General features: G+C 70.0%; 17 protein-coding genes. 12 read left to right on the top strand and 5 right to left on the bottom strand.

Features of this window, described 5'->3' with window-relative positions; translation table 11 throughout:
• The first annotated feature begins 112 nt into the window (after positions 1-112).
• The 8 genes from Aco03nite_RS26860 (at position 113) to Aco03nite_RS26825 (ending at position 10,581) form a co-directional block, all read left to right on the top strand.
• Positions 113-2,197, top strand: a complete 2,085-nt coding sequence (locus Aco03nite_RS26860) for an NACHT domain-containing protein (RefSeq protein ID WP_203799096.1) — start codon at positions 113-115, stop codon at positions 2,195-2,197.
• Positions 2,198-2,321: 124 nt separating this feature from the next.
• Complete coding sequence (locus Aco03nite_RS26855) at positions 2,322-3,746, top strand: SGNH/GDSL hydrolase family protein (protein ID WP_203799094.1); 1,425 nt, start codon at positions 2,322-2,324, stop codon at positions 3,744-3,746.
• 235 nt (positions 3,747-3,981) lie between these two features.
• Positions 3,982-5,523: an NAD(P)-binding domain-containing protein gene (locus Aco03nite_RS26850; protein ID WP_203799092.1), complete on the top strand. Its 1,542-nt coding sequence runs from the start codon at positions 3,982-3,984 to the stop codon at positions 5,521-5,523.
• On the top strand, positions 5,520-6,512 hold the full coding sequence (locus Aco03nite_RS26845) for an alpha-hydroxy acid oxidase (RefSeq protein ID WP_203799089.1): 993 nt from the start codon (positions 5,520-5,522) through the stop codon (positions 6,510-6,512). The genes Aco03nite_RS26850 and Aco03nite_RS26845 overlap by 4 nt, the downstream gene beginning before the upstream one ends.
• The gene (locus Aco03nite_RS26840; protein ID WP_203799087.1) at positions 6,509-7,765 is read left to right on the top strand and encodes a cytochrome P450; all 1,257 of its coding nucleotides are present in this window, start codon (positions 6,509-6,511) and stop codon (positions 7,763-7,765) included. The genes Aco03nite_RS26845 and Aco03nite_RS26840 overlap by 4 nt, the downstream gene beginning before the upstream one ends.
• On the top strand, positions 7,762-9,000 hold the full coding sequence (locus tag Aco03nite_RS26835) for a cation:proton antiporter (protein ID WP_203799083.1): 1,239 nt from the start codon (positions 7,762-7,764) through the stop codon (positions 8,998-9,000). Before Aco03nite_RS26840 ends, Aco03nite_RS26835 begins: the two co-directional genes overlap by 4 nt.
• A gap of 52 nt (positions 9,001-9,052) precedes the next feature.
• A complete protein-coding gene (locus Aco03nite_RS26830) occupies positions 9,053-9,709 on the top strand; it encodes a response regulator transcription factor (protein ID WP_203799082.1) in 657 nt (218 codons plus the stop codon).
• Positions 9,706-10,581, top strand: a complete 876-nt coding sequence (locus Aco03nite_RS26825; protein WP_203799081.1) for a sensor histidine kinase — start codon at positions 9,706-9,708, stop codon at positions 10,579-10,581. The genes Aco03nite_RS26830 and Aco03nite_RS26825 overlap by 4 nt, the downstream gene beginning before the upstream one ends.
• On the opposite strand, the gene Aco03nite_RS26820 is transcribed toward Aco03nite_RS26825, so the two are convergent.
• The gene (locus Aco03nite_RS26820) at positions 10,520-11,086 is read right to left on the bottom strand and encodes a hypothetical protein (RefSeq protein ID WP_203799079.1); all 567 of its coding nucleotides are present in this window, start codon (positions 11,084-11,086) and stop codon (positions 10,520-10,522) included. The two genes, Aco03nite_RS26825 and Aco03nite_RS26820, sit on opposite strands and share 62 nt — an antisense overlap.
• Positions 11,087-11,218: 132 nt before the next feature.
• Here Aco03nite_RS26820 and Aco03nite_RS26815 point away from each other — a divergent pair, with 132 nt between their 5' ends.
• On the top strand, positions 11,219-12,358 hold the full coding sequence (locus Aco03nite_RS26815) for a chymotrypsin family serine protease (protein ID WP_203799077.1): 1,140 nt from the start codon (positions 11,219-11,221) through the stop codon (positions 12,356-12,358).
• A 33-nt stretch (positions 12,359-12,391) separates the two neighbouring features.
• On the opposite strand, the gene Aco03nite_RS26810 is transcribed toward Aco03nite_RS26815, so the two are convergent.
• Positions 12,392-13,189 (bottom strand): SAM-dependent methyltransferase, encoded by a 798-nt coding sequence (locus Aco03nite_RS26810; RefSeq protein ID WP_203799076.1) that lies wholly within the window; start codon positions 13,187-13,189, stop codon positions 12,392-12,394.
• 149 nt (positions 13,190-13,338) lie between these two features.
• Here Aco03nite_RS26810 and Aco03nite_RS26805 point away from each other — a divergent pair, with 149 nt between their 5' ends.
• Together Aco03nite_RS26805 and Aco03nite_RS26800 are read left to right on the top strand one after the other, a co-directional pair.
• Positions 13,339-14,088: a hypothetical protein gene (locus Aco03nite_RS26805; protein WP_203799075.1), complete on the top strand. Its 750-nt coding sequence runs from the start codon at positions 13,339-13,341 to the stop codon at positions 14,086-14,088.
• A 23-nt stretch (positions 14,089-14,111) separates the two neighbouring features.
• On the top strand, positions 14,112-14,633 hold the full coding sequence (locus Aco03nite_RS26800) for a hypothetical protein (RefSeq protein ID WP_203799074.1): 522 nt from the start codon (positions 14,112-14,114) through the stop codon (positions 14,631-14,633).
• Between the two features lie 18 nt (positions 14,634-14,651).
• Here the strand turns inward: Aco03nite_RS26800 and Aco03nite_RS26795 are convergent, their stop codons facing one another.
• The 3 genes from Aco03nite_RS26795 to Aco03nite_RS26785 are packed head-to-tail and all read right to left on the bottom strand — an operon-like array spanning position 14,652 to position 17,250.
• A complete protein-coding gene (locus tag Aco03nite_RS26795; RefSeq protein ID WP_203799073.1) occupies positions 14,652-15,746 on the bottom strand; it encodes a Gfo/Idh/MocA family protein in 1,095 nt (364 codons plus the stop codon).
• On the bottom strand, positions 15,716-16,420 hold the full coding sequence (locus tag Aco03nite_RS26790; RefSeq protein ID WP_203799071.1) for a ThuA domain-containing protein: 705 nt from the start codon (positions 16,418-16,420) through the stop codon (positions 15,716-15,718). Before Aco03nite_RS26790 ends, Aco03nite_RS26795 begins: the two co-directional genes overlap by 31 nt.
• Complete coding sequence (locus Aco03nite_RS26785) at positions 16,420-17,250, bottom strand: fumarylacetoacetate hydrolase family protein (protein ID WP_239145450.1); 831 nt, start codon at positions 17,248-17,250, stop codon at positions 16,420-16,422. Before Aco03nite_RS26785 ends, Aco03nite_RS26790 begins: the two co-directional genes overlap by 1 nt.
• 45 nt (positions 17,251-17,295) lie before the next feature.
• Here Aco03nite_RS26785 and Aco03nite_RS26780 point away from each other — a divergent pair, with 45 nt between their 5' ends.
• Positions 17,296-18,054, top strand: coding sequence for an IclR family transcriptional regulator (locus tag Aco03nite_RS26780; RefSeq protein ID WP_203799069.1), 759 nt, complete (start codon positions 17,296-17,298; stop codon positions 18,052-18,054).
• Position 18,055 lies beyond the last annotated feature (1 nt).

Raw genomic sequence — 18,055 nt, 5'->3', positions numbered from 1 at the left:
AGTTTGTCGCGTTGTGGAACCCGATCTGCCGGTGGTACGGCTGGTGCGGCTGGCGGCTGGTCCGTCAGCTAAGGGTATGAGGCTTCCGGGTGGCCGGGCGCGAGCGGCCGCAGTGCTCGCCCTCGCACTCGTGGTGCTGCCGCTACTAGTGAACTTCCTGTCCGATGACACACCGGACTGGCTGACCACGCCGGCCCTCATCATCCCGATCACCGTTTGCGTCTTCGCGGCCCTGGCCTACGACCAGCTGCGGACGCCCGCCGAGGCGCTGGTACCGACTGCCGCAGTGGATGCACGGTTCGCAGCCCGCCTGATCAACACGACCCGCAAGACCCTGGAGGCGAGAGACCGTGGCTCGATCGACGTCGAGGCTGGCACGGTGCTGGGCCCAGCCGCGCGGCTCCCCCTGACACTGCAGCCCGCGGGTGAGGACGACGGGCCGCACCGGGCAGTGTCCAGTGCGGCTGAGTTGGTCGCCGCGGTGGTCGACTCGCGCGGTGCTCTCTCGGTCGCGCTGGTCGGCGATCCCGGTTCGGGAAAGAGCACCTTCCTGCGGGATACCACCTGGGCGCTCGCCGACGACGCGGCCGCGCGGCTCGACCGTGGCGAGGACCCGGTCATGCCGGTCCTGATCGACGCCGGCTCGTGGCCCTCCGGGCTTGACCTCGCCCGGCATGTGCGACAGGTCTTACAGCAGCGCAGTGCAGTACCCGGCGCGGCCGTCGACCGATGGCTGGCAGCCGGAACCGTCTACCTGCTGATCGATAATCTGAGCTGGCTGCCGCCGCTGCGCCGCAAGAAGGCGATCGAGTACCTCAACGCCTTCCGAACCGCTTATCCCGCGGTCGGTCTGCTGCTCGGCGTCAATGCCGAAAGCACCCGGGCCGGCGGCGCCGAGCTCAACCTGCCAGAGCTTGTCGTCGAGCCCGTCAGCGCCGGTCAGGTGGATCTGCATCTCGACCGCTTCCGCGGCACCCACGACGAGCTACGTTCAGTGGCCCGCGACTCGCCCGCCCTGGTCGACGTGCTGCGGACCCGCCTGTTCTTCACCACGGCCCTGCTGGCCTTCCCGGATCGGGACGGCACCACCATGCTGCGGCTGCGCAATGGTGATCCACGGAGGGCGATCATCGAGTCGTACGCGGAATCCATGTTGCTTCGTGACGACCGCGCCGGATCGCTCGCCGCGCCGCAGGCCCGAGCGGAACGCGAGGCCTTCCTGCGCGACCTTGGCTGGATCGCCATTCAGCTGGATCGCCTGAATTCGTTCTATCTGCGCGATTACCTGATGGTTGAGTGGATCCCTCAGCGAACGGCCCGCCGGGTGATCAACCTGTCTATCGGTCTGTTGGTGGCTCTGGTTGTTGCACTCAGCGCGGCCGCGATCATCGTACCCCGCCACCCAACAACCGGTCTCGGCGTCGCACTGGCCCTGTTCGTGTTGCTGAGCGCCTTCCACGTGCCGGACCGTACGGGCGACACCGCGATTCCCGTACGGACGGCGCGGCCCCGCATCTCGTGGTCGGTCAGCGAGTTCCGGCGCGGGTTTCGCCGGTTCGGCGGGGTTGTGACGGTCGGATGCGCGCTGTTCGACGCTCATCGCCTCTATCAGGGCTTGTCGGTCTGGGGTTCACTCGACGCCGGTCAGCGACAGCGTCTGCTGATATTCGCGGTGGTCGCAGTGGTTTCGGTGGGCGCATTGGGCCTGCTTCAGGGCGCCCAATGGGGGTGGACCGACACGGAAAACTGGGCCGTCGGGCCCGTCGTGCGCCCGTTCGGCCCCTTCGTCCTGCGCAGCGCTCGCTGGGCCGCGTACGCCGCCGCCATTTCAGGGCTGATCACGGCGCTGGTATTTGCCACCGGGCGCCTGCTCCTGACCGCCTTCAGCGCCGACGACCAGTCTTACCGCGAAGTGTTCGCCTCGCTGTACCCGGCGTTCGACGGCGGCGTCCTGGCCGCCGCCGTCGGCTTCGTCACCGTGCTCATTGTGCTTCTCAGCGCCCGACTCGAAGTCACCGTGGTCGAGGCCAGGCTGCGCGACGAGCATCTCATCCCTTCCGATCTGCCCGCCTTCCTGCACCGCGCCACCCGGCTCGCGCTCCTGCAACGTACCGGCGGCAACGAGTACACATTCAGCCACCAGATCCTGCGCGACCACTTCGCGACACGGCCACCAGGCCCGGTTGGGAAGAACTGACAAACCTCGCCGTGAATACGCTCAGCGCCCGGACCTACCGGCATGCGACGCATCGGGCGACATCTCGGTCCGTCAGATATGAGAATGATGCCAAGGCTTCGGCCTGTCCTGAGGAGATCCGAGAATGCGACCGGCCCGTTCCTTCATCGCCATAGTTGTCGTACTTGCCTTTGTGTGCGTGGCCTCGACGGCAGGATGCAAAATCCAGGGGTCCGGTGCGACATCGACGGCCGGACCGCCCGTTGCCCAGCCGCCACGGCTGGAGAGCTGTCCGGCCAACCCGGCAGACGTCCCGGCGACCCGGCTCCAGCTGCCACCCGAACCACTCAGTGGAGACCTCTACGTCGCCCTCGGCGACTCGTACTCCTCCGGTGAAGGCGCGCCCTTCCGCACCGTCTGCGGCGAGAGCATCTTCCTCGACGGCACTGAGCAAGGCCGCGAAGGCTGCCACCGTTCATGGGAAGCCTGGCCCGCCCGTGTCTGGCGAGCGGAGAAAATGCGCTTCGGACTGCGATTCGCCGCCTGCAGCGGCTCCGTGATCAACGACTTCTATCAGGGCCCCAACCACCAATACCCGAACGATGCCGCACCACAACGAGACGCCCTACTCAACGCCGGCCGACCGGACCCGCGAGTGAAGCTGGTGACCTTGACCTTCGGCGGAAACGACGCCACGTTCGCGACGATCATCACCTACTGCGCCAACGTCCTCAAGAAACGCCGTGGCAGCTGCCTGGCCGGCCAAGGCGCGGCCGAGCGCCTCATCGCCTATCTGGGACGCGATCGAGGCGCCTGGCCCGGCCGGCACACCTTGGCCGACCTGTACGCAGACGTCCACGCAGCGGCACCGGACGCCCGGGTCCTGGTCGTCGGCTACCCCCGCTTCTTCCCCGCCAGCCCACCAACAGGCTGCGGCACCGGCGGCGGCACCAACTTCACCGAGATGGAAATGCTCGGCCTCAACCAGACAGTCGACCTGGCCAATCGGACGATCAAACAGCGAGCATTCGACGCCGGATTCGAGTACGTCGACATCACCCACGCCATGAAGGACCACGACGTCTGCTCGAAAGAAAACTGGATCAACCGGGGCATCCCGTCGTGGACCAACCTCAGCTTCCATCCCACCGTTGCCGGCCAGCAGGCAATCGCCGACAAGGTAATCGCCTGTATCCGCAACAGCTGCGCCAAACCGGAAACCGGGCTCCCCGCAGACATGCAATTCCTCGTCGGTGAATGGGGCGGCCGCTACCGCTCGATCACCGTCAACCCGGACGGAACCGGCACGATGAAACTTTTGAACCCACCCGCCGACCCCGCCAAGCCCGCCGCTGACGGCGACACCACCATCCTCGACATCCAGCTCGAACCAGGGTTGACCGCCCACATCATCAAAAGCAACGACCTGGCCGTTCCCGCCGGTGGCCGAATCACCATCAAACGAACAGACGACCCCGGCGTACTCGAGATCACTACACCCGACCGAACCTGGGGCACCGCAACCTATTGCAACCCCAAAACCGCCGCCGATCCACTGGCATGCGGCTGAAAGCCGATCACAGGCTGCCTCAACGAACTGCCACCCGGCGGCAGAGGACTTAGCGCTGCAAAGAGCCGACGACTTCCGTGGATACCTTTCCTGGGCCTACAACGCCAGCCATCTCACGCTGCTGGAGCAATACCTGACTGCCGGTGTCCGCGAGTGCGTTGCACAGTCGTCAGCAGGGTGGCGGCGGATGAGCGAGCTGAAAAATCTCTGATTTCTGCTTCGTACGGTCGGTGGCATGCCGCTTGACTACGTGATCATCGGGGCCGGCCCGGCCGGTCTGCAACTGGCCGCGCTGCTGGAAGCCGACGGCAGGCGTGACTATCTGGTGCTGGAGGCGGCGGACCGATCCGGTGCCTTCTTCACCCGGTACCCGCGCCATCGGACGCTCATCTCCGTCAACAAGCCGCACACCGGCACCGACGATCCCGAGCTGAACCTGCGGCTGGACTGGAACTCGCTGCTCAGCGACGATCCCGAACTGCTGTTCACCCGCTACACCGAGCGCTATTTCCCGGACGCCGACACGATGGTGCGGTACCTGGGTGACTTCGCCGAGCGCACCGGGATCAAGGTCCGGTACCACTCCCGGGTGACCAGGATCAGCAAGGACGGGGATCTGTTCACCGTGGCAGCCGGGGACCAGGTGTACACCGCGAGACGGGTCGTCGTGGCGACCGGTGTCTCGCAGCTCCACCGGCCGGACATCCCCGGGTTCGAGCTGGCCGAAGGCTACGACACCATGTCCACCGATCCGCATGACTATCTGGACCAGCGGGTGCTGATTCTCGGCAAGGGCAATTCGGCGTTCGAGACCGCCGACAACCTGATGGAGACGACCACGGTGATCCACGTGGCCGGGCCCAGCTCGGTGCGGCTGGCCTGGCGCACCCATTTCGTCGGCCATCTGCGCGCGGTCAACAACAATTTCCTCGACACCTATCAGCTGAAGTCCGCCAACGCGATCCTTGACGGTACCGTAAAGAAGATCGAGCGCGACGGTGCCGGTTTCAAGGTGACGTTCAGCTTCGCCCGGGTGAACGAGGTCGTCAAGGAACTGCACTACGACCGCATTCTGGCCTGCACCGGCTTCCGTTTCGACGCGTCCGTCTTCGACGAGTCGTGCCGCCCGGAACTGACCATCGACGACCGTTTCCCGGCACAGACCGAGGCGTGGGAGTCGGTGAACGTGCCGGGCCTGTTCTTCGCCGGCACGATCAGCCAGGTCCGCGACTTCAAGAAGTCCACGAGCGGTTTCATTCACGGTTTCCGGTACGCCGTGCGCGCGCTGCACCGGATCCTCGAGGACGCCCCCTGGCCGGCCGAGAAGCTGGACCGCACCCCGGAGGCGATCACCGATGCCGTCATCACCCGGGTGAACCGGACGTCGGCGCTCTGGCAGCAGTTCGGGTTCCTCGCCGACGTGGTGACCGTCGGCGAGGACAGCGCCCGCTACCACGACGAGGTGCCGGTGGAATGGTTCGCCCGGCACGGGCTGGCCACCCCCGACCACGACTACCACGACGCGTTCGTGATCACCCTGGAGTACGGCCCGGACCACGACAAGGTCGACCCGTTCGACATCGGCGTGGCCCGGATCGCCCAGGACACCCCCGGCCAGGCGCACGACGCCGCGTACCTGCACCCGGTCGTGCGGCACTACCGCGACGGCGCCCTGGCGAACACCCATCACCTGGCCGAGAACCTGGAGAACCAGTGGGACCGGCCGGAGGTGCACGTCAAGCCGCTGGCCGGGTTCGTGGCCCGGGTCCTGGGATGAACCCGGTGCACGCCGACTTCTTCGCCGGTGGGGCCGGCGAGGAACGCACGCTGCGGGACAACCTCGCGGCGTACGACCGGCTGCGGATCGTCCCGCGGGTGCTGCGCGCCACCGGTGACCGGGACCTGCGGACCACCCTGTTCGGCACCGAGCTGGCCACCCCGGTCCTGGTCGCGCCGACCGCGTTCCATCTGCTGGCCCACCCGGGCGGGGAGGCGGCGACCGCGGAGGGGGCGGCCGCCGCCGGAACCGTCATGGTGGTGAGCATGGCCGCGACCCAGCCGGTCGAACGGATCGCCGAGGCCGGCGGCCCGCTCTGGTTCCAGCTCTACCCGCAGCCCGACCTGGAGTTCACCGAGAGGCTGGTGAAACGGGCCGAGTCGGCCGGCTGCCGGGCCCTGGTGGTGACCGTGGACTCGCCGGTGTTCGGCCGCCGCGAACGGGACCTGCGGCACGGCTTCACCGACCTGCCGGACGGGCTGGCCTGTGAGAACATGCGCGACGACACCGGCCGGGTCCGCGACATCGAGATGGACCCGGCCCTGGGCTGGGACCGGATCGGATGGCTGCGCGCGATCACCGGGCTGCCGATCGTGATCAAGGGAATCCTGCATCCGGCGGACGCCCGGCTCGCGGTGGAGCACGGCGTGGACGCGGTGATCGTCTCCAACCATGGCGGGCGGCAACTCGACGGGGCGGTCGCCACCATCGACGCGCTGCCCGCGGTGGCCGAGGCCGTCGGCGGCCGGATCCCGGTGCTCCTCGACGGCGGTGTCCGGCGGGGCACCGACGTGCTGATCGCGCTGGCCCGGGGCGCCACCGCGGTCCTGGTCGGACGGCCGGTGCTGGATGCCCTCGCGGCGGGCGGGGCCGATGGCGTACGAGATCAATTGCGGACACTGACCGTTGACCTGGACCACGCCATGGCGCTGGCCGGAGCGCAGCGACCGGCCGACCTGAGCCCGGACCTGGTGACGGTGGCCGGATGAACACCGTCGTCCGGCTCCGCGAGTGGATCTTCCAGCGGGTCAACGGGACCGAGGGGATCCCGGTCCCCGGCCCGCTGATCGGCGCGGAGCACTTCGAACGGGTCTACAGCGATCCGGCCGCGAACGGCCGCAGTCGTGGCGCCGGGCTCTCCGACCTGTTCTGGTACTGGCTCGCGCCCGGCCCGCAGATGCACCAGGAGCACCTGGAGCCCGGTGATCGGTATCAGACGGTCGCCCGGACCACACGCAAGGTGCTGGCGGTTCCGCACACGCGCTCGGACGAACTGGCGACCGCGGCGACCCGCCGGATCCTGGACCGGCTGCCACCGGACCGGACCTCGTTCACCCGGCTGCGGGACCTGCTCATGCCGGTGTGGGCGGAGGTCTTCCACGAGCTGGTCTTCGCAGAGGCCTGCCCGCGTGCGGCGCGTGACCTCATCGTCGCCAACGCCGACGACGTGGTGACCGCGCTGAAAGGGCTGAGCCTGCGGCACATGCGCCGCCGCGACCGGCTGACCCGCTATCTGCTCGGCCGGATCGAGGCCGGGACCTGCCCGGTCGTACTGCCGCCGCCGTTCACCGCCCAGGAGACGGCCTGGTACCTGCAAGGCGCGTTCTTCAACACCGCGGTGGTGCAGATGTCCGAGGCGATGGCGCACATCCTGCTCTGCGCCGTGGGCTACCGGACCGACCTGTCCGACGAGTCCCTGGACCGGCTGATCGACGAGACACTGCGGGTGCATCCGCTCTTCGGCATCGCCCACCGGATCACCTCGGCGCCGATCACCGCCGGTGACGTCACGGTGCCCGCCGGATCCGTGCTGCTCTTCAACTACCTGGCGTTCCAGCGCACCGGGCCGGCCGGCGACGACGTCTTCGACCCCACACGCTGGGAGAAGATCAAAAGACGAGAGGCCCATTTCATCCCGTACGGGGTGACCGCCAACCGTGCCTGTCCCGCCCGGGGCGCCGCACCGGTGATGCTGCGCGCCGCCACCCGCGAGGTGCTGCGCCGGTTCACGATCGCGTCCTCGGTCCGGCACACCCGGTCGCTGCCCAGCCGGGGGCCCGCGTACCTGACCCCGGTCGGCCGCCCGGGACCGGCGGCTGGCCGGCTACGCGCCCTGCGCCGCTCCGACGCCGTCGCCGACGCCGGCCGCTCGGTGAAACAGCTGGTGCTCGGCACCTGGATGGTGCTCGACGCCCGCCGCCAGAGACTCTGCGCCACCTATTTCGAGGAGGCCCGCCCGTGACCCCGACCGAGCTGGCGCCGCGGTTCTTCATCGCGGTCGCCGTGATCCTGATCGTCTGCCGCCTGGTGACCTGGCTGCTCGGCAAGACCGGCCAGCCACCGGTGGTCAGCGAGATGCTCGCCGGGGTGCTGCTCGGCCCGTCCCTGCTCGGCCTCCTCTTCCCGCAGGTCCAGGCGGCGTTGTTCCCGGCGCCACTGCTGCCGGTGCTGTACGTGGTCGGCCAGGTCGGCCTGGTGCTGTTCATGTTCCAGGCCGGGTACGCGTTCGCCGCGCACCGGGTGCCCCGGATGGCCGGCACCGCGGGCGTGATCTCCCTCGCCGGGGTCCTCGCGCCGCTGCTGCTCGGTGTGCTGCTGGTGCTCCTCACCGCGGGGGCGGTGCCGATGCGGCCGGACGGGGTGTCGCTCGGGGTGTCGGCGGCGTTCGTCGGCGTGGCCCTGGCCATCACCGCGTTCCCGATGCTGGCCCGGATCATCACCGAACGCGGCCACGCCGGCACCCGGCACGGCTCGCTCGCCCTGGCCAGCGGCGCGGTCGACGACATGATCGCCTGGATCATGCTGGCCGTGGTGCTGGCGTTCGCCTCCGGCGAGGCCGGGCCGGCGTTCGTCACCGCGGGCGGCGCGATCCTGTTCGGGCTGGCGCTCTGGTTCGGCGGCCGGAGGGTGACCGGGCTGCTGATCGGCAGTGACCGGCTCGACGACCGGACCCGGATGCTCGGTGTGGTGGGCCTGCTCTTCCTGGTCGCCTTCTACACCGACGAGATCGGCCTGTACGCGGTCTTCGGGGCGTTCGCGCTCGGCGTGGTGATGCCCCGGCACGAGCGGACCGACCACGTGATCGCGGTGACCAACCCGGTCGCGTCGGCGGTGTTCCTGCCGCTGTTCTTCACCTTCTCCGGGCTGCGTACCGAGTTCGCGCTGCTCGGCGACCCGCGGGTGCTGCTGTTCGCGGCGGCCTGCGTGACGGTGGCGATCGCCGGCAAGTTCGGCGCGTGCTGGGCCGCCGCCCGGTGGCGTGGCGAGCCGAACGGTGTCGCGCTGAAGGTCGGCGCGCTGATGAACGCCCGCGGGCTGATGCAGCTGATCGCCCTGAACGTGGGGCTGGAGGCCGGGATCGTGAACTCGTCGCTGTTCACCGTGCTGGTGCTCGTCGCGCTGGTCACCACGATCATGACGACGCCGCTGCTGACCCTGCTGGAGCGGCGTGAACAGAGAGTTCTCATAGCTTCTTAAGAATTCGGCCGGAGACGCGAATCCCACCGTAAGCATATGAGATCTTCGATGAATGCAGCGGCTTCTGGTGGTCGAGGACGACGCCGATCTACGTGAGCTGGTCACCGAGACCCTGGTCGACGAGGGCTACCACGTCGACCAGGCGCCGGACGGCCAGCGCGGCCTGCATCTGAGCCTGACCCGGCCGTACGACGTGCTGGTGATCGACAGGCGGTTGCCGGCGCTCGACGGCCTGGACCTGATCACCCGGCTGCGCGCCCGGGCCGTCGCGGCGCGCGCCCTGATGCTGACCGGCCTCGGCACCGTCGACGACCGGATCGCCGGGCTGGACGCCGGCGCCGACGACTACCTGGTCAAACCGTTCGACCTGGACGAACTCAGCGCCCGGATCCGGGCCCTGTGCCGGCGCACCTCGGACGCCACCGACGTGCTGCGGGTCGGCGACGGCATGCTCGATCTCGGCGTCCGCGACGCAGTACTGCCCGACGGAACCCGGGTGTCGCTGTCGGCGCGGGAGTTCGAACTGCTCCGTGTCCTGGCGGCCCGGCCCGGTGCCGTACACGCACGGGCCGCCCTGCGCCGGCGGGTCTTCGACGAGGCGGCCGCCGCGTCGATCGTGGACACCTACGTCTACTACCTGCGCCGCAAGCTCGGGCGCAAGGTGGTACAGACTGTGCACGGGCTCGGCTACCGGCTCGGCGCACTGTGATCCGGAACGTCGAACCGTGGGCGGACCGGCGGGCCCACTGGCAGACCGGGGTACTGGCCGGAGCCGGGCTGCTGGCCGCGATCCTGGCCGGGACACTGGTCGGCCGCCGGGCCGTCGGCCCGCTGGCCGAGGCGCTCGACCGGCAACGCCGGTTCGTCGCCGACGCCAGTCACGAACTGCGCACCCCGATCGCCCAGGTGCACGCCCGCGCCCAGTTGCTGGCCCGGCGGGCCGCCCGGGACGGGACCGACCACCACGACCTGGACCGGCTGGTCGACACCACCCGGCGGCTCGGCGAGATCGTCGACGAACTGCTGCTCTCCGCGCGTCTCGGCACCGGCCCGGACGACCCGTCGCCGGGCGTGCCGGTCGACCTGGCCCGGCTCGCCGCCGAGGAGACCGAGCGGGCCCTCACCGGGACCACCACGGTCACCCTGCGGGCTCCGGAACGGCCGGTGCCGGTCGTCGGGGTCGAGTCGGCGCTGCGCCGGGTGGTCAGCGAACTGCTGGCCAACGCGCTCGCCCACACCCCGGGCGGCCGGATCACGGTCACCGTGCGAGCCTCGCCGGCGACCGCGGAACTGACTGTCGCGGACACCGGCGACGGCTTCGACCCGGCCGACGCCGAACGGATCTTCGACCGTTTCCACCGCGGGCCGGACCGGGGCCGCTTCGGGCTGGGCCTGGCGCTGCTGCGCGAGGTGGTGACCAGCCACGGCGGCACCATCGTCGCGGACGGTCACCCGGGCCGGGGAGCAGCCTTCACCGTCCGGCTGCCGCTCGCCGGTCAGACGCCGCTCGCCACGCGGATCACCCGGCCGGGGCGCTGTCCCGGGCGATCCGTGCGAGGCGGGTCGCCGTCTCCGGGGTGATCCGGTGACCGCCGGAGGTGAGCGCCTTGTCCAGGTCGCGGTCGGTGGTGATCACGCAGGTGGTGGTGGCGCCGTGGGTGCTCAGGGCGCCCGCGCCGGTGAAGGCCAGCACCGGAGCGACCCGCACGGCGACCCCCGCCGCCGTGGACAGCGCGGTGGCGGCCCGGGCGGCGGCACGTTTGGCCTCGGCCACATAGCCCAGCCGCCGGCCGTTGATCTGCACCACGTCGCCGACGATCAGGACCCGGAAGAGCCGCTGGTCGGCGACGGTGACCGCGAACACGCCGCCGGGGCCGACGGCCAGGAAACCGGCGCGGGCGCCGAGTGGGTCGGACTCGTCGTGCCGGCGCGACAGGCCGGTCTCCGACCAGTCCACGATGTGCCAGCTCTCGCCGAGGCTGTCGAGCCGGCCGAACGCTCGCGCGCCGGCGACCTCCAGCCGCCGGTCGACGAGGTCGGCCCGGCGCCGTCGTACCCATTCCGCAGGGGACAGTCTGGTAGGCATCCGACCACGGTAGCCGGTGGGTCACAGTCGCCGCCGTCGCCGATCAGCGGACCCTGTTGTTTTAATAACCCTTACTTATAGACTGCCTTCGATCTAAGGATCGCCCGTCCCCGCGTGGAGAGGTAGTTCCGCATGTTCGAAAGAAGGCGTCTCGGCGCCGCACTCGGCATCGCTGTCGCACTGACCGTCACCGGCGTCCCCACCCCCGCGTCCGCACAACCGGCCGCACAGCCGGCTCCGCAGAAGTTCGAGTTCCCCGCCGAGGCCCGCCGGCAGATTCCGCTGGTGCAGGCGGCCGGAACCATCCGCAGCGTCGTCGACAAGGGCACGGACGCCGGTTATGCCGGCATCGAACTACAGGACGACCGGGTCGTGCTGTGGTGGAAGGGCGCACCGCCGGCCGCGATCCGTCAGGCGGTCGGCACCGCGCGCCGCACCGCCCCCGTTCAGATCGGCGCCGCCACCTACACGCTGCGGGAACTCCGGGCGGCCGGTGCACAGCTGCGCACCTCTCTGACAGCCGGGAAACCGCGGATCAAGTACGCCGTGGACGGCAGCCGCGTGGTCGTCGACCTCGCCGGGCACGCCGGTCTCCGTACCGCGCAGGTCCCGGACGTGGGGGTGCCGGTCGAGGTCGTCGACCAGGGCGCGAAGGAGCTGACCAGCCGCCGCGACGACTGGCCGCAGTGGAAGGGCGGCGCCGACCAGATCAACGGCAACTCCCGCTGCACCACCGGCTTCGCGGTCCGTAACGCCGAGGCCGAGTTCATCCTGACCGCCGGGCACTGCGGCAGCAACGGCAACACCATCCGGGACGGGGTCGGCGAGTTCATGGGCACGTTCACCGGCGACCGCGACGACCACGACATCGCGCTGGTGCACACCCCGAGCGGATCCGACAACCTGATGTACGTCGGTGGCCTGGACAGCAACGTGGTCACCACCGTCGAGGGCTGGGACTGGGTGTTCCCGGGCGAATACCTGTGCCAGTCCGGTGGCTCGTCGGCCCGCGACATCGGCGGCCCGGTCTGCGGCCTGCGGGTGGAGAAGTTCAACACCGACTCGGGTGACGCCGTCGAGGCGCGCCAGGTCGACGGACAGCCGGCGGTCCGCGGCGGCGACAGCGGCGGCCCCGTCTTCGGCCCGTCGGCCAGCGGAAACGTCATCGCCAAGGGCATCAACAACTACACCTACGTCGGTAACAACACGATCCTGGGCTTCCAGGACTTCGGTACCGCGACCCGCGATTACGGGATCTGGATCACCGACTGACAGGCCACTGATCGGGCGGTGGCGGCCGCCCGGTCAGCGTTTCACCGCCACGCCGCCGTACACGAAGACCTTGTCGTCGTCGGGGCCCGGCTGATCCGGCTCCGGATGCCAGCGGTGCACCGGGCACACACCCGGGTCGAGCAGTTCCAAGCCGTCGAACAGGGCCTCCACCTGGCCCCTGGTCCGGGCCCGCGCCGGGATCCCCTGCGCCCGGTAGCCGGCCACACCCCGGGCCACCTCGGCCGGGGCCGAATCCGCGGTCAGGGTGGAGATCGCCAGCATGCTGCCCGGTGCGAGCGGGCCCATCAGGCGGCGGATCACCGCGTGCACCCGGTCGTCGTCCACGACGAAGTGCAGCATCGCGATCAGGCTCACCAGGACCGGCTGCTTCAGGTCCAGGGTGTCGTGGACCTCCGGCGACCGCATGATCGTGTCCGCGTCGGCCAGATCGGCGTCCAGATAGGCCGCCCGGCCCTGCGGAGTGCTGGTCAGCAGCGCCCGCGCATGGACCAGCACGATCGGGTCGTTGTCGATGTAGACCACCCGGGCGGCGGGATCGACCTTCTGGACCACCTCGTGCAGGTTCGGGGCGGTCGGCAGGCCGGTGCCGATGTCCAGGAACTGCCGGATCCCGTGCACCCGGGCGACCCGGCCCGCCATCCGGGCCATGAACAGCCGGTTCGCGCGCATCGACACCGGCAGGTTCGGGGAGCCTTTGGTGATGTGCCCGGCCGCGGCCCGGTCCGCCTCGAAGTTGTCCTTGCCCCCGAGCAGGTAGTCGTAGATCCGCGCGCTGTGCGGGACCGACGTATCCAAGGCGATCTCTCCCATCGCGTACACGATAGTGACCGGCGCTTCGATTGTCGTCACCCCCTCGGGCCACGGCGCCGACCCCGTACCGAAAAAAGCTCGGAAAGGGTGTTATCCCCGCCCCCTTCGGTGCGTCGGTAACGGCATGCGAAGAACAAGAACAAGGACAATTGCCGCCGGTACGGCCGTGCTGCTCATGTCGATCGCCGGGCCGTCGGGAGACCGGGCCGTACACGTGGTGGCGCAATCTCTGGGCGAACTCGCACAACCGTAATCCGCTGGCGAAGGCGAACACCCAGTTCGTCAACAACGTGGTCTACAACTATCAGGCCGCCTACACCGCCGGGAACTCGTCCGGGCATTTCCTGCACGACGTGGTCGGGAACTACTTCATCACCGGACCGCGCACGACCAGCGCGTCGAACTACTACTACCAGACCGGCAATCAGCAGATCTACCAGCGCGACAACTGGATCGACAGCGACCGGGACGGCCAACTCGACGGCGCGGCGACCGTCGTCCGGGGCGGCGCCACCGCGCTGACCGCACCGTTCTCGCCGGGCACCGCGCAGATCCCCACCCTCGGTGCGGCGGCCGGGTACGCCGACGTCCTCACCAGGGCCGGCGCGATTCCGCGGGACGACGTGGACAAGCTGGTCGTCGCCGACGTGACCTCGCTCGGGACCAAGGGCGCGCTGTGGGCCAGCCAGACCGCGACCGGGCTGCCGGAGAACGGCTACGGGGTGGTCGCCGGTGGAACACCGCCCCCGGACACCGACCGCGACGGGATGCCGAACGCGTGGGAGACCCGATACGGCTTGAATCCCGCGGTCGCCGACGCGGCCGGCGACTTCGACGGGACCGGCTGGACCAACATCGAGAAGTACGTGAACGGGCTGCTCGACGGGCAGTACCCGTAGATCCGGTACTACGATTGCCGGGTATGAGCCCGGGTGGTACCGACGTGAGCCTGCTGCAGTTGGTGGTGGGCTTCTTCGTCGCGATCACGGTCATCGCGGTGATCACGATGGTCCTGCGCCGTCGTGACGGCAGCCGGGACCTTTTAGGCGCGCAGGTGAGCGAGATGCAGGCGCGGGCCGCCGCGTCCCCGCAAGCGGACACCCGCTCGTGGGACGCGGCCACCCGGGTCGCCGAGGCGCGCGCCCACGAAGCCGCTGCTCCCGCCGACGTCACTCCTGACGCGGTGAGCCGGCCGGTTCGGGACGCGACTGCCGCGCCGGACGGGTGGTCGACGGAGCCGGGCGGTGTGTCGGCGGAGCCGGGCGGGACGAACGACGCGATGGTCGACGCCTTCGCCTGGCTCCAGATCGCGGCGCTCGTGGAGGCCGGTCAGCGCGACCAGGCGATCACCCTACTCAGCAGCACGATGAACATCTCAGCGGACGATGCGGAGATGCTCGTCGACGGCCTGAACGACGTGGGCGGCGGCAAGCCGCGCCCGTAGTCCGGCCGGCCCTACAGCTCACGGCCGGCGCCAGGTCGTCGCGGGGACCAGGGGGAGTGGGGCGGGGCGTTCGGCGGTGGTCGTCAGGTCGATGCGGCGGCCCTCGTCGGCGGAACGCTGCAGGGCCGTCATGGCGTCGAGCACGTGCAGGGCCAGTGTGCCGCCGGCTCGGGGAGCGGCGGAGGTGAGCATGTCGAGCAGGCCGATGCCGCGGGAGGCTTCGGCGTAGCCGGCGGACGGTGGGAGGGTCTGCCAGTCGGTGGTGCCGAGAGCGAACAGGCGTACGTCGCCGGTGAAGTTGTTGGGGTCGGGGACCTCGAGGGTGCCGGTCTCGCCGTGGACCTCGATCGGGGCGGCGGTGGTCCGGACGGCGTCGAAGCTGGTGGTGATGGTGGAGAGGGCGCCGTTCGCGTGGTGCAGGACACCTGTCACGTGGGTGTCGACCGTGACCGGGATCCGTTCGCCCGAGCGTGGGCCGCTGCCGATCACCCGCCAGGCGCGCTGCCGGGAAGCGGCGCCGGTGACCGCGACGATCGGTCCGAGCAGGTGGACCAGGGCGGTCAGGTAGTAGGGGCCCATGTCCAGCAGCGGCCCGCCGCCGGGCTGGTAGTAGAAGCCGGGCTGGTGGTGCCAGCGTTCGGGACCGGGTGTCGCCATCACCGCGACGGCGGACAGCGGCCGGCCGATGAGCCCGCTGTCGACGGCGGCGCGGCCGGTCTGCACGCCGGTGCCGAGGACCGTGTCGGGGGCGCAACCGACCGCGACGCCGTGGTCGCGGGCCTGGTCGATCAGGGTGCGGGCGGAGGTCATGTCGGCGGTCAGCGGTTTCTCGCCGTACAGCGGATGGCCGTTCTTGATCGCGCCCAGCCCGATCTCGGCGTGGGCGGCCGGGACGGTGAGGTTGAGGATCGTCGTGATCGAGTCGTCGCGCAGCAGGTCACCGGGGGAAAGGGCGCGGCAGCCGGGGACGCTCGCGGCGACCGACGCCGCGCGGGCCGGATCGAGATCGGCGACCGCGGCGATGGCCACCGCCGGGTGGTCACGCAGGGTCTGCAGGTAGGCGCCGCAGATCCATCCGGTTCCTACGATGCCGATGCGGTGCGGCTCGCCCACAGCATGCCCCTTTCGATCACGGTACGTACGGACGGGTTCGCGAGGACGTCGAGGCTGTGGCCGGGGGTGGTGACGACGATGCGGCCGGCGCCCCACTGCCTGGTCCAGATGGCGGGGGAGGTGATCGGCCGGTGCCAGGGGTGCCACGGCTGAACCGGGTGGGTGGTGGTGGCGAGCACGTCGATCAGGTCGTCGTGCAGCACCCAGTACTGCTCGGTGGTGAGATCGAAATCGGTCAGCCCGGCGGTGATCGGGTGGTCGCGGCCGAGCGGGGTGATGGCGACGGTGTGGGTCAGGAAGTTGTCGGTCTCGTCCTGGACGCGGCAGCCCGGTTCCTTGCCCGGGTGGGTGGCGAACTGCCCGCCGATCAGTTGCAGGTAGTCCGACGAGGCGCGGAACGAGTCGGCGATGCCGCCGTGCCAGCCGGTGAACCCGGTGCCGGCGGCCACCGCCGCCCGGAGCCCGGCCAGTTCCTCGGCTTCGATGGACGACATGGTCACGCACTGGACGATCAGATCGGTTCCGGCCATCACCGCCTGGTCGGCGTAGATCGCCGTCGAATCGTGGACGTGGACGTCGAAACCGTTGCGGGCCAGGTACGGGAGGAAGAGCTCGGTGGCCTCGACCGGCCGGTGACCGGCCCAGCCGCCGCGGACAACAAAAGCATCAGCCATCATCGAACTGTGCCCACTGCGACGACCTGGTTGGTCAACATCCCGAGTTGTGGACACCGGATCTCGATGGTGTCGCCGGGGCGGGTGGTGAAATCGGCGTCCGGGACCATGCCGGTTCCGGTCAGCAGGATCACGCCGGACGGGAAGCTCAGGGCCCGGAACAGCCAGTCGGCCAGGTCGGTGAAGTCTCGGGCCATCTTCGCGGTGGAGGTCGTCGCCTGGTAGGCGGTCCGGCCGTCGCGGAGTACGCGCAGTCCGATGTCGAACGGGCCCGGAGACAGCGACCAGCTCGGTACGATCGCCGGGCCCAAGGCGCACGAGCGGTCGTAGATCTTGGCCTGGGGCAGGTAGAGCGGGTTCTCGCCCTCGATCGAGCGGCTGCTCATGTCGTTGCCGAGGGTGTAACCGAACACCTCGCCGGCCGCGTTGAGGACCAGGCCGATCTCGGCCTCGGGCACGTCCCAGCCGGAGTCGGCGCGGATTCCCACCGGGTCGCCGTCGCCTACCACGCGCCACGGGCTGGACTTGAAGAAGATCTCCGGGCGGTCGCTGTCGTAGACGTCGTCGTAGAGGGCGCCGTACCGGGACTCCTCGCGGCGACCGTCGCGGCTGCGCAGGTACGTGACCCCGGCCGCCCAGATCTCCTGGCGGTCGACCGGGGGACGGGACGGGCCCGGCGTACCGGAGAACGGGTTTGCGGCCTCGACCGCGGCCCGGGCCTGAGCGATCGGCAGGGCCAGCAGGTCGGCGAGGGTGTGCCGGAGGGCGGACCAGGCGCCGTCGGTGCACACCGCCCAGCCGGTGTGCAGGTGGTGAAGCGAGATCGGCACAGGAGCCTCCGTTAACCTGGGGTGGAGATCGAAAGGACTATCGACGTGGCCCGTGTGGTACCGGCGGTCATCCGCGCGCTCGACATCCTCGAGCTGTTCCTGGAGCGGCCGGAGCTGTCGGCCCGTGAGGTGATCGAGCGGCTCGACCTGCCCCGGACCACCGTGCACGAGCTGCTGGTGACGCTGGTGGAGCGGGCGTACCTGATCGTGGTCCCGGGTCAGCCGGTGCGGTACCGGCTGGGCATGCCGCTGTTCCAGCTGGGTTCGGCGTTCGCCGGGCGGCTGGATCTGGTCCGGGAGGCGCAGATCGTGGCGCGGGACCTGGCGGCGGCCTGTGACGAGGCGGTCCATGTGGCCGTGCTGGACGGCGCCGACGTCATCTACCTGGTCAAGGTGGACAGCACGCACCCGGTCCGGATGGTGTCGGCGGTGGGTCGCCGGTTGCCCGCGCACTGTACGGCGGTCGGCAAGGTTCTGCTGGCCGGTCTTGATCGGTCCGGCCTGGACGCCGTACTGGCGAAGGGTCCTCTGGTCGGTATGACGCCGGCCAGCATCACCGAGCCGGACCGGCTGCGGGCGCATCTGGAGCGGGTCCGCGCCGAGGGTGTGGCGGACGATGTCGGGGAGTCGGACACGGCGATGCGGTGTGTGGGCGCCGCGGTCCGGGACCATTCCGGAGCGGTCATCGCCGCGATGAGCGTGTCGGCGCCGATGATCCGTTGGACCCCGCAGTCGCCGCAGGAGTGGACCGGGTTGGTCCGTGAGGGTGCGGCGGTGCTGTCCCGCCGTCTGGGCCATCGATAAT

Origin of the sequence: Actinoplanes couchii (genome assembly GCF_016862075.1) — a bacterium.
GTDB classification, from domain to species: domain Bacteria; phylum Actinomycetota; class Actinomycetes; order Mycobacteriales; family Micromonosporaceae; genus Actinoplanes; species Actinoplanes couchii.
Note: the sequence above shows the minus strand (reverse complement) of the source record. Positions and strands in the feature narration are given on the sequence as shown.

Coding starts and splice junctions, on each gene's coding strand:
- Aco03nite_RS26855 (WP_203799094.1), top strand. CDS start 2,322: ATGCGACCGGCCCGTTCCTTCATCGCCATAGTTGTCGTACTTGCCTTT.
- Aco03nite_RS26850 (WP_203799092.1), top strand. CDS start 3,982: ATGCCGCTTGACTACGTGATCATCGGGGCCGGCCCGGCCGGTCTGCAA.
- Aco03nite_RS26845 (WP_203799089.1), top strand. CDS start 5,520: ATGAACCCGGTGCACGCCGACTTCTTCGCCGGTGGGGCCGGCGAGGAA.
- Aco03nite_RS26840 (WP_203799087.1), top strand. CDS start 6,509: ATGAACACCGTCGTCCGGCTCCGCGAGTGGATCTTCCAGCGGGTCAAC.
- Aco03nite_RS26830 (WP_203799082.1), top strand. CDS start 9,053: ATGCAGCGGCTTCTGGTGGTCGAGGACGACGCCGATCTACGTGAGCTG.
- Aco03nite_RS26820 (WP_203799079.1), bottom strand. CDS start 11,086: ATGCCTACCAGACTGTCCCCTGCGGAATGGGTACGACGGCGCCGGGCC.
- Aco03nite_RS26815 (WP_203799077.1), top strand. CDS start 11,219: ATGTTCGAAAGAAGGCGTCTCGGCGCCGCACTCGGCATCGCTGTCGCA.
- Aco03nite_RS26810 (WP_203799076.1), bottom strand. CDS start 13,189: ATGGGAGAGATCGCCTTGGATACGTCGGTCCCGCACAGCGCGCGGATC.
- Aco03nite_RS26800 (WP_203799074.1), top strand. CDS start 14,112: ATGAGCCCGGGTGGTACCGACGTGAGCCTGCTGCAGTTGGTGGTGGGC.
- Aco03nite_RS26790 (WP_203799071.1), bottom strand. CDS start 16,420: ATGGCTGATGCTTTTGTTGTCCGCGGCGGCTGGGCCGGTCACCGGCCG.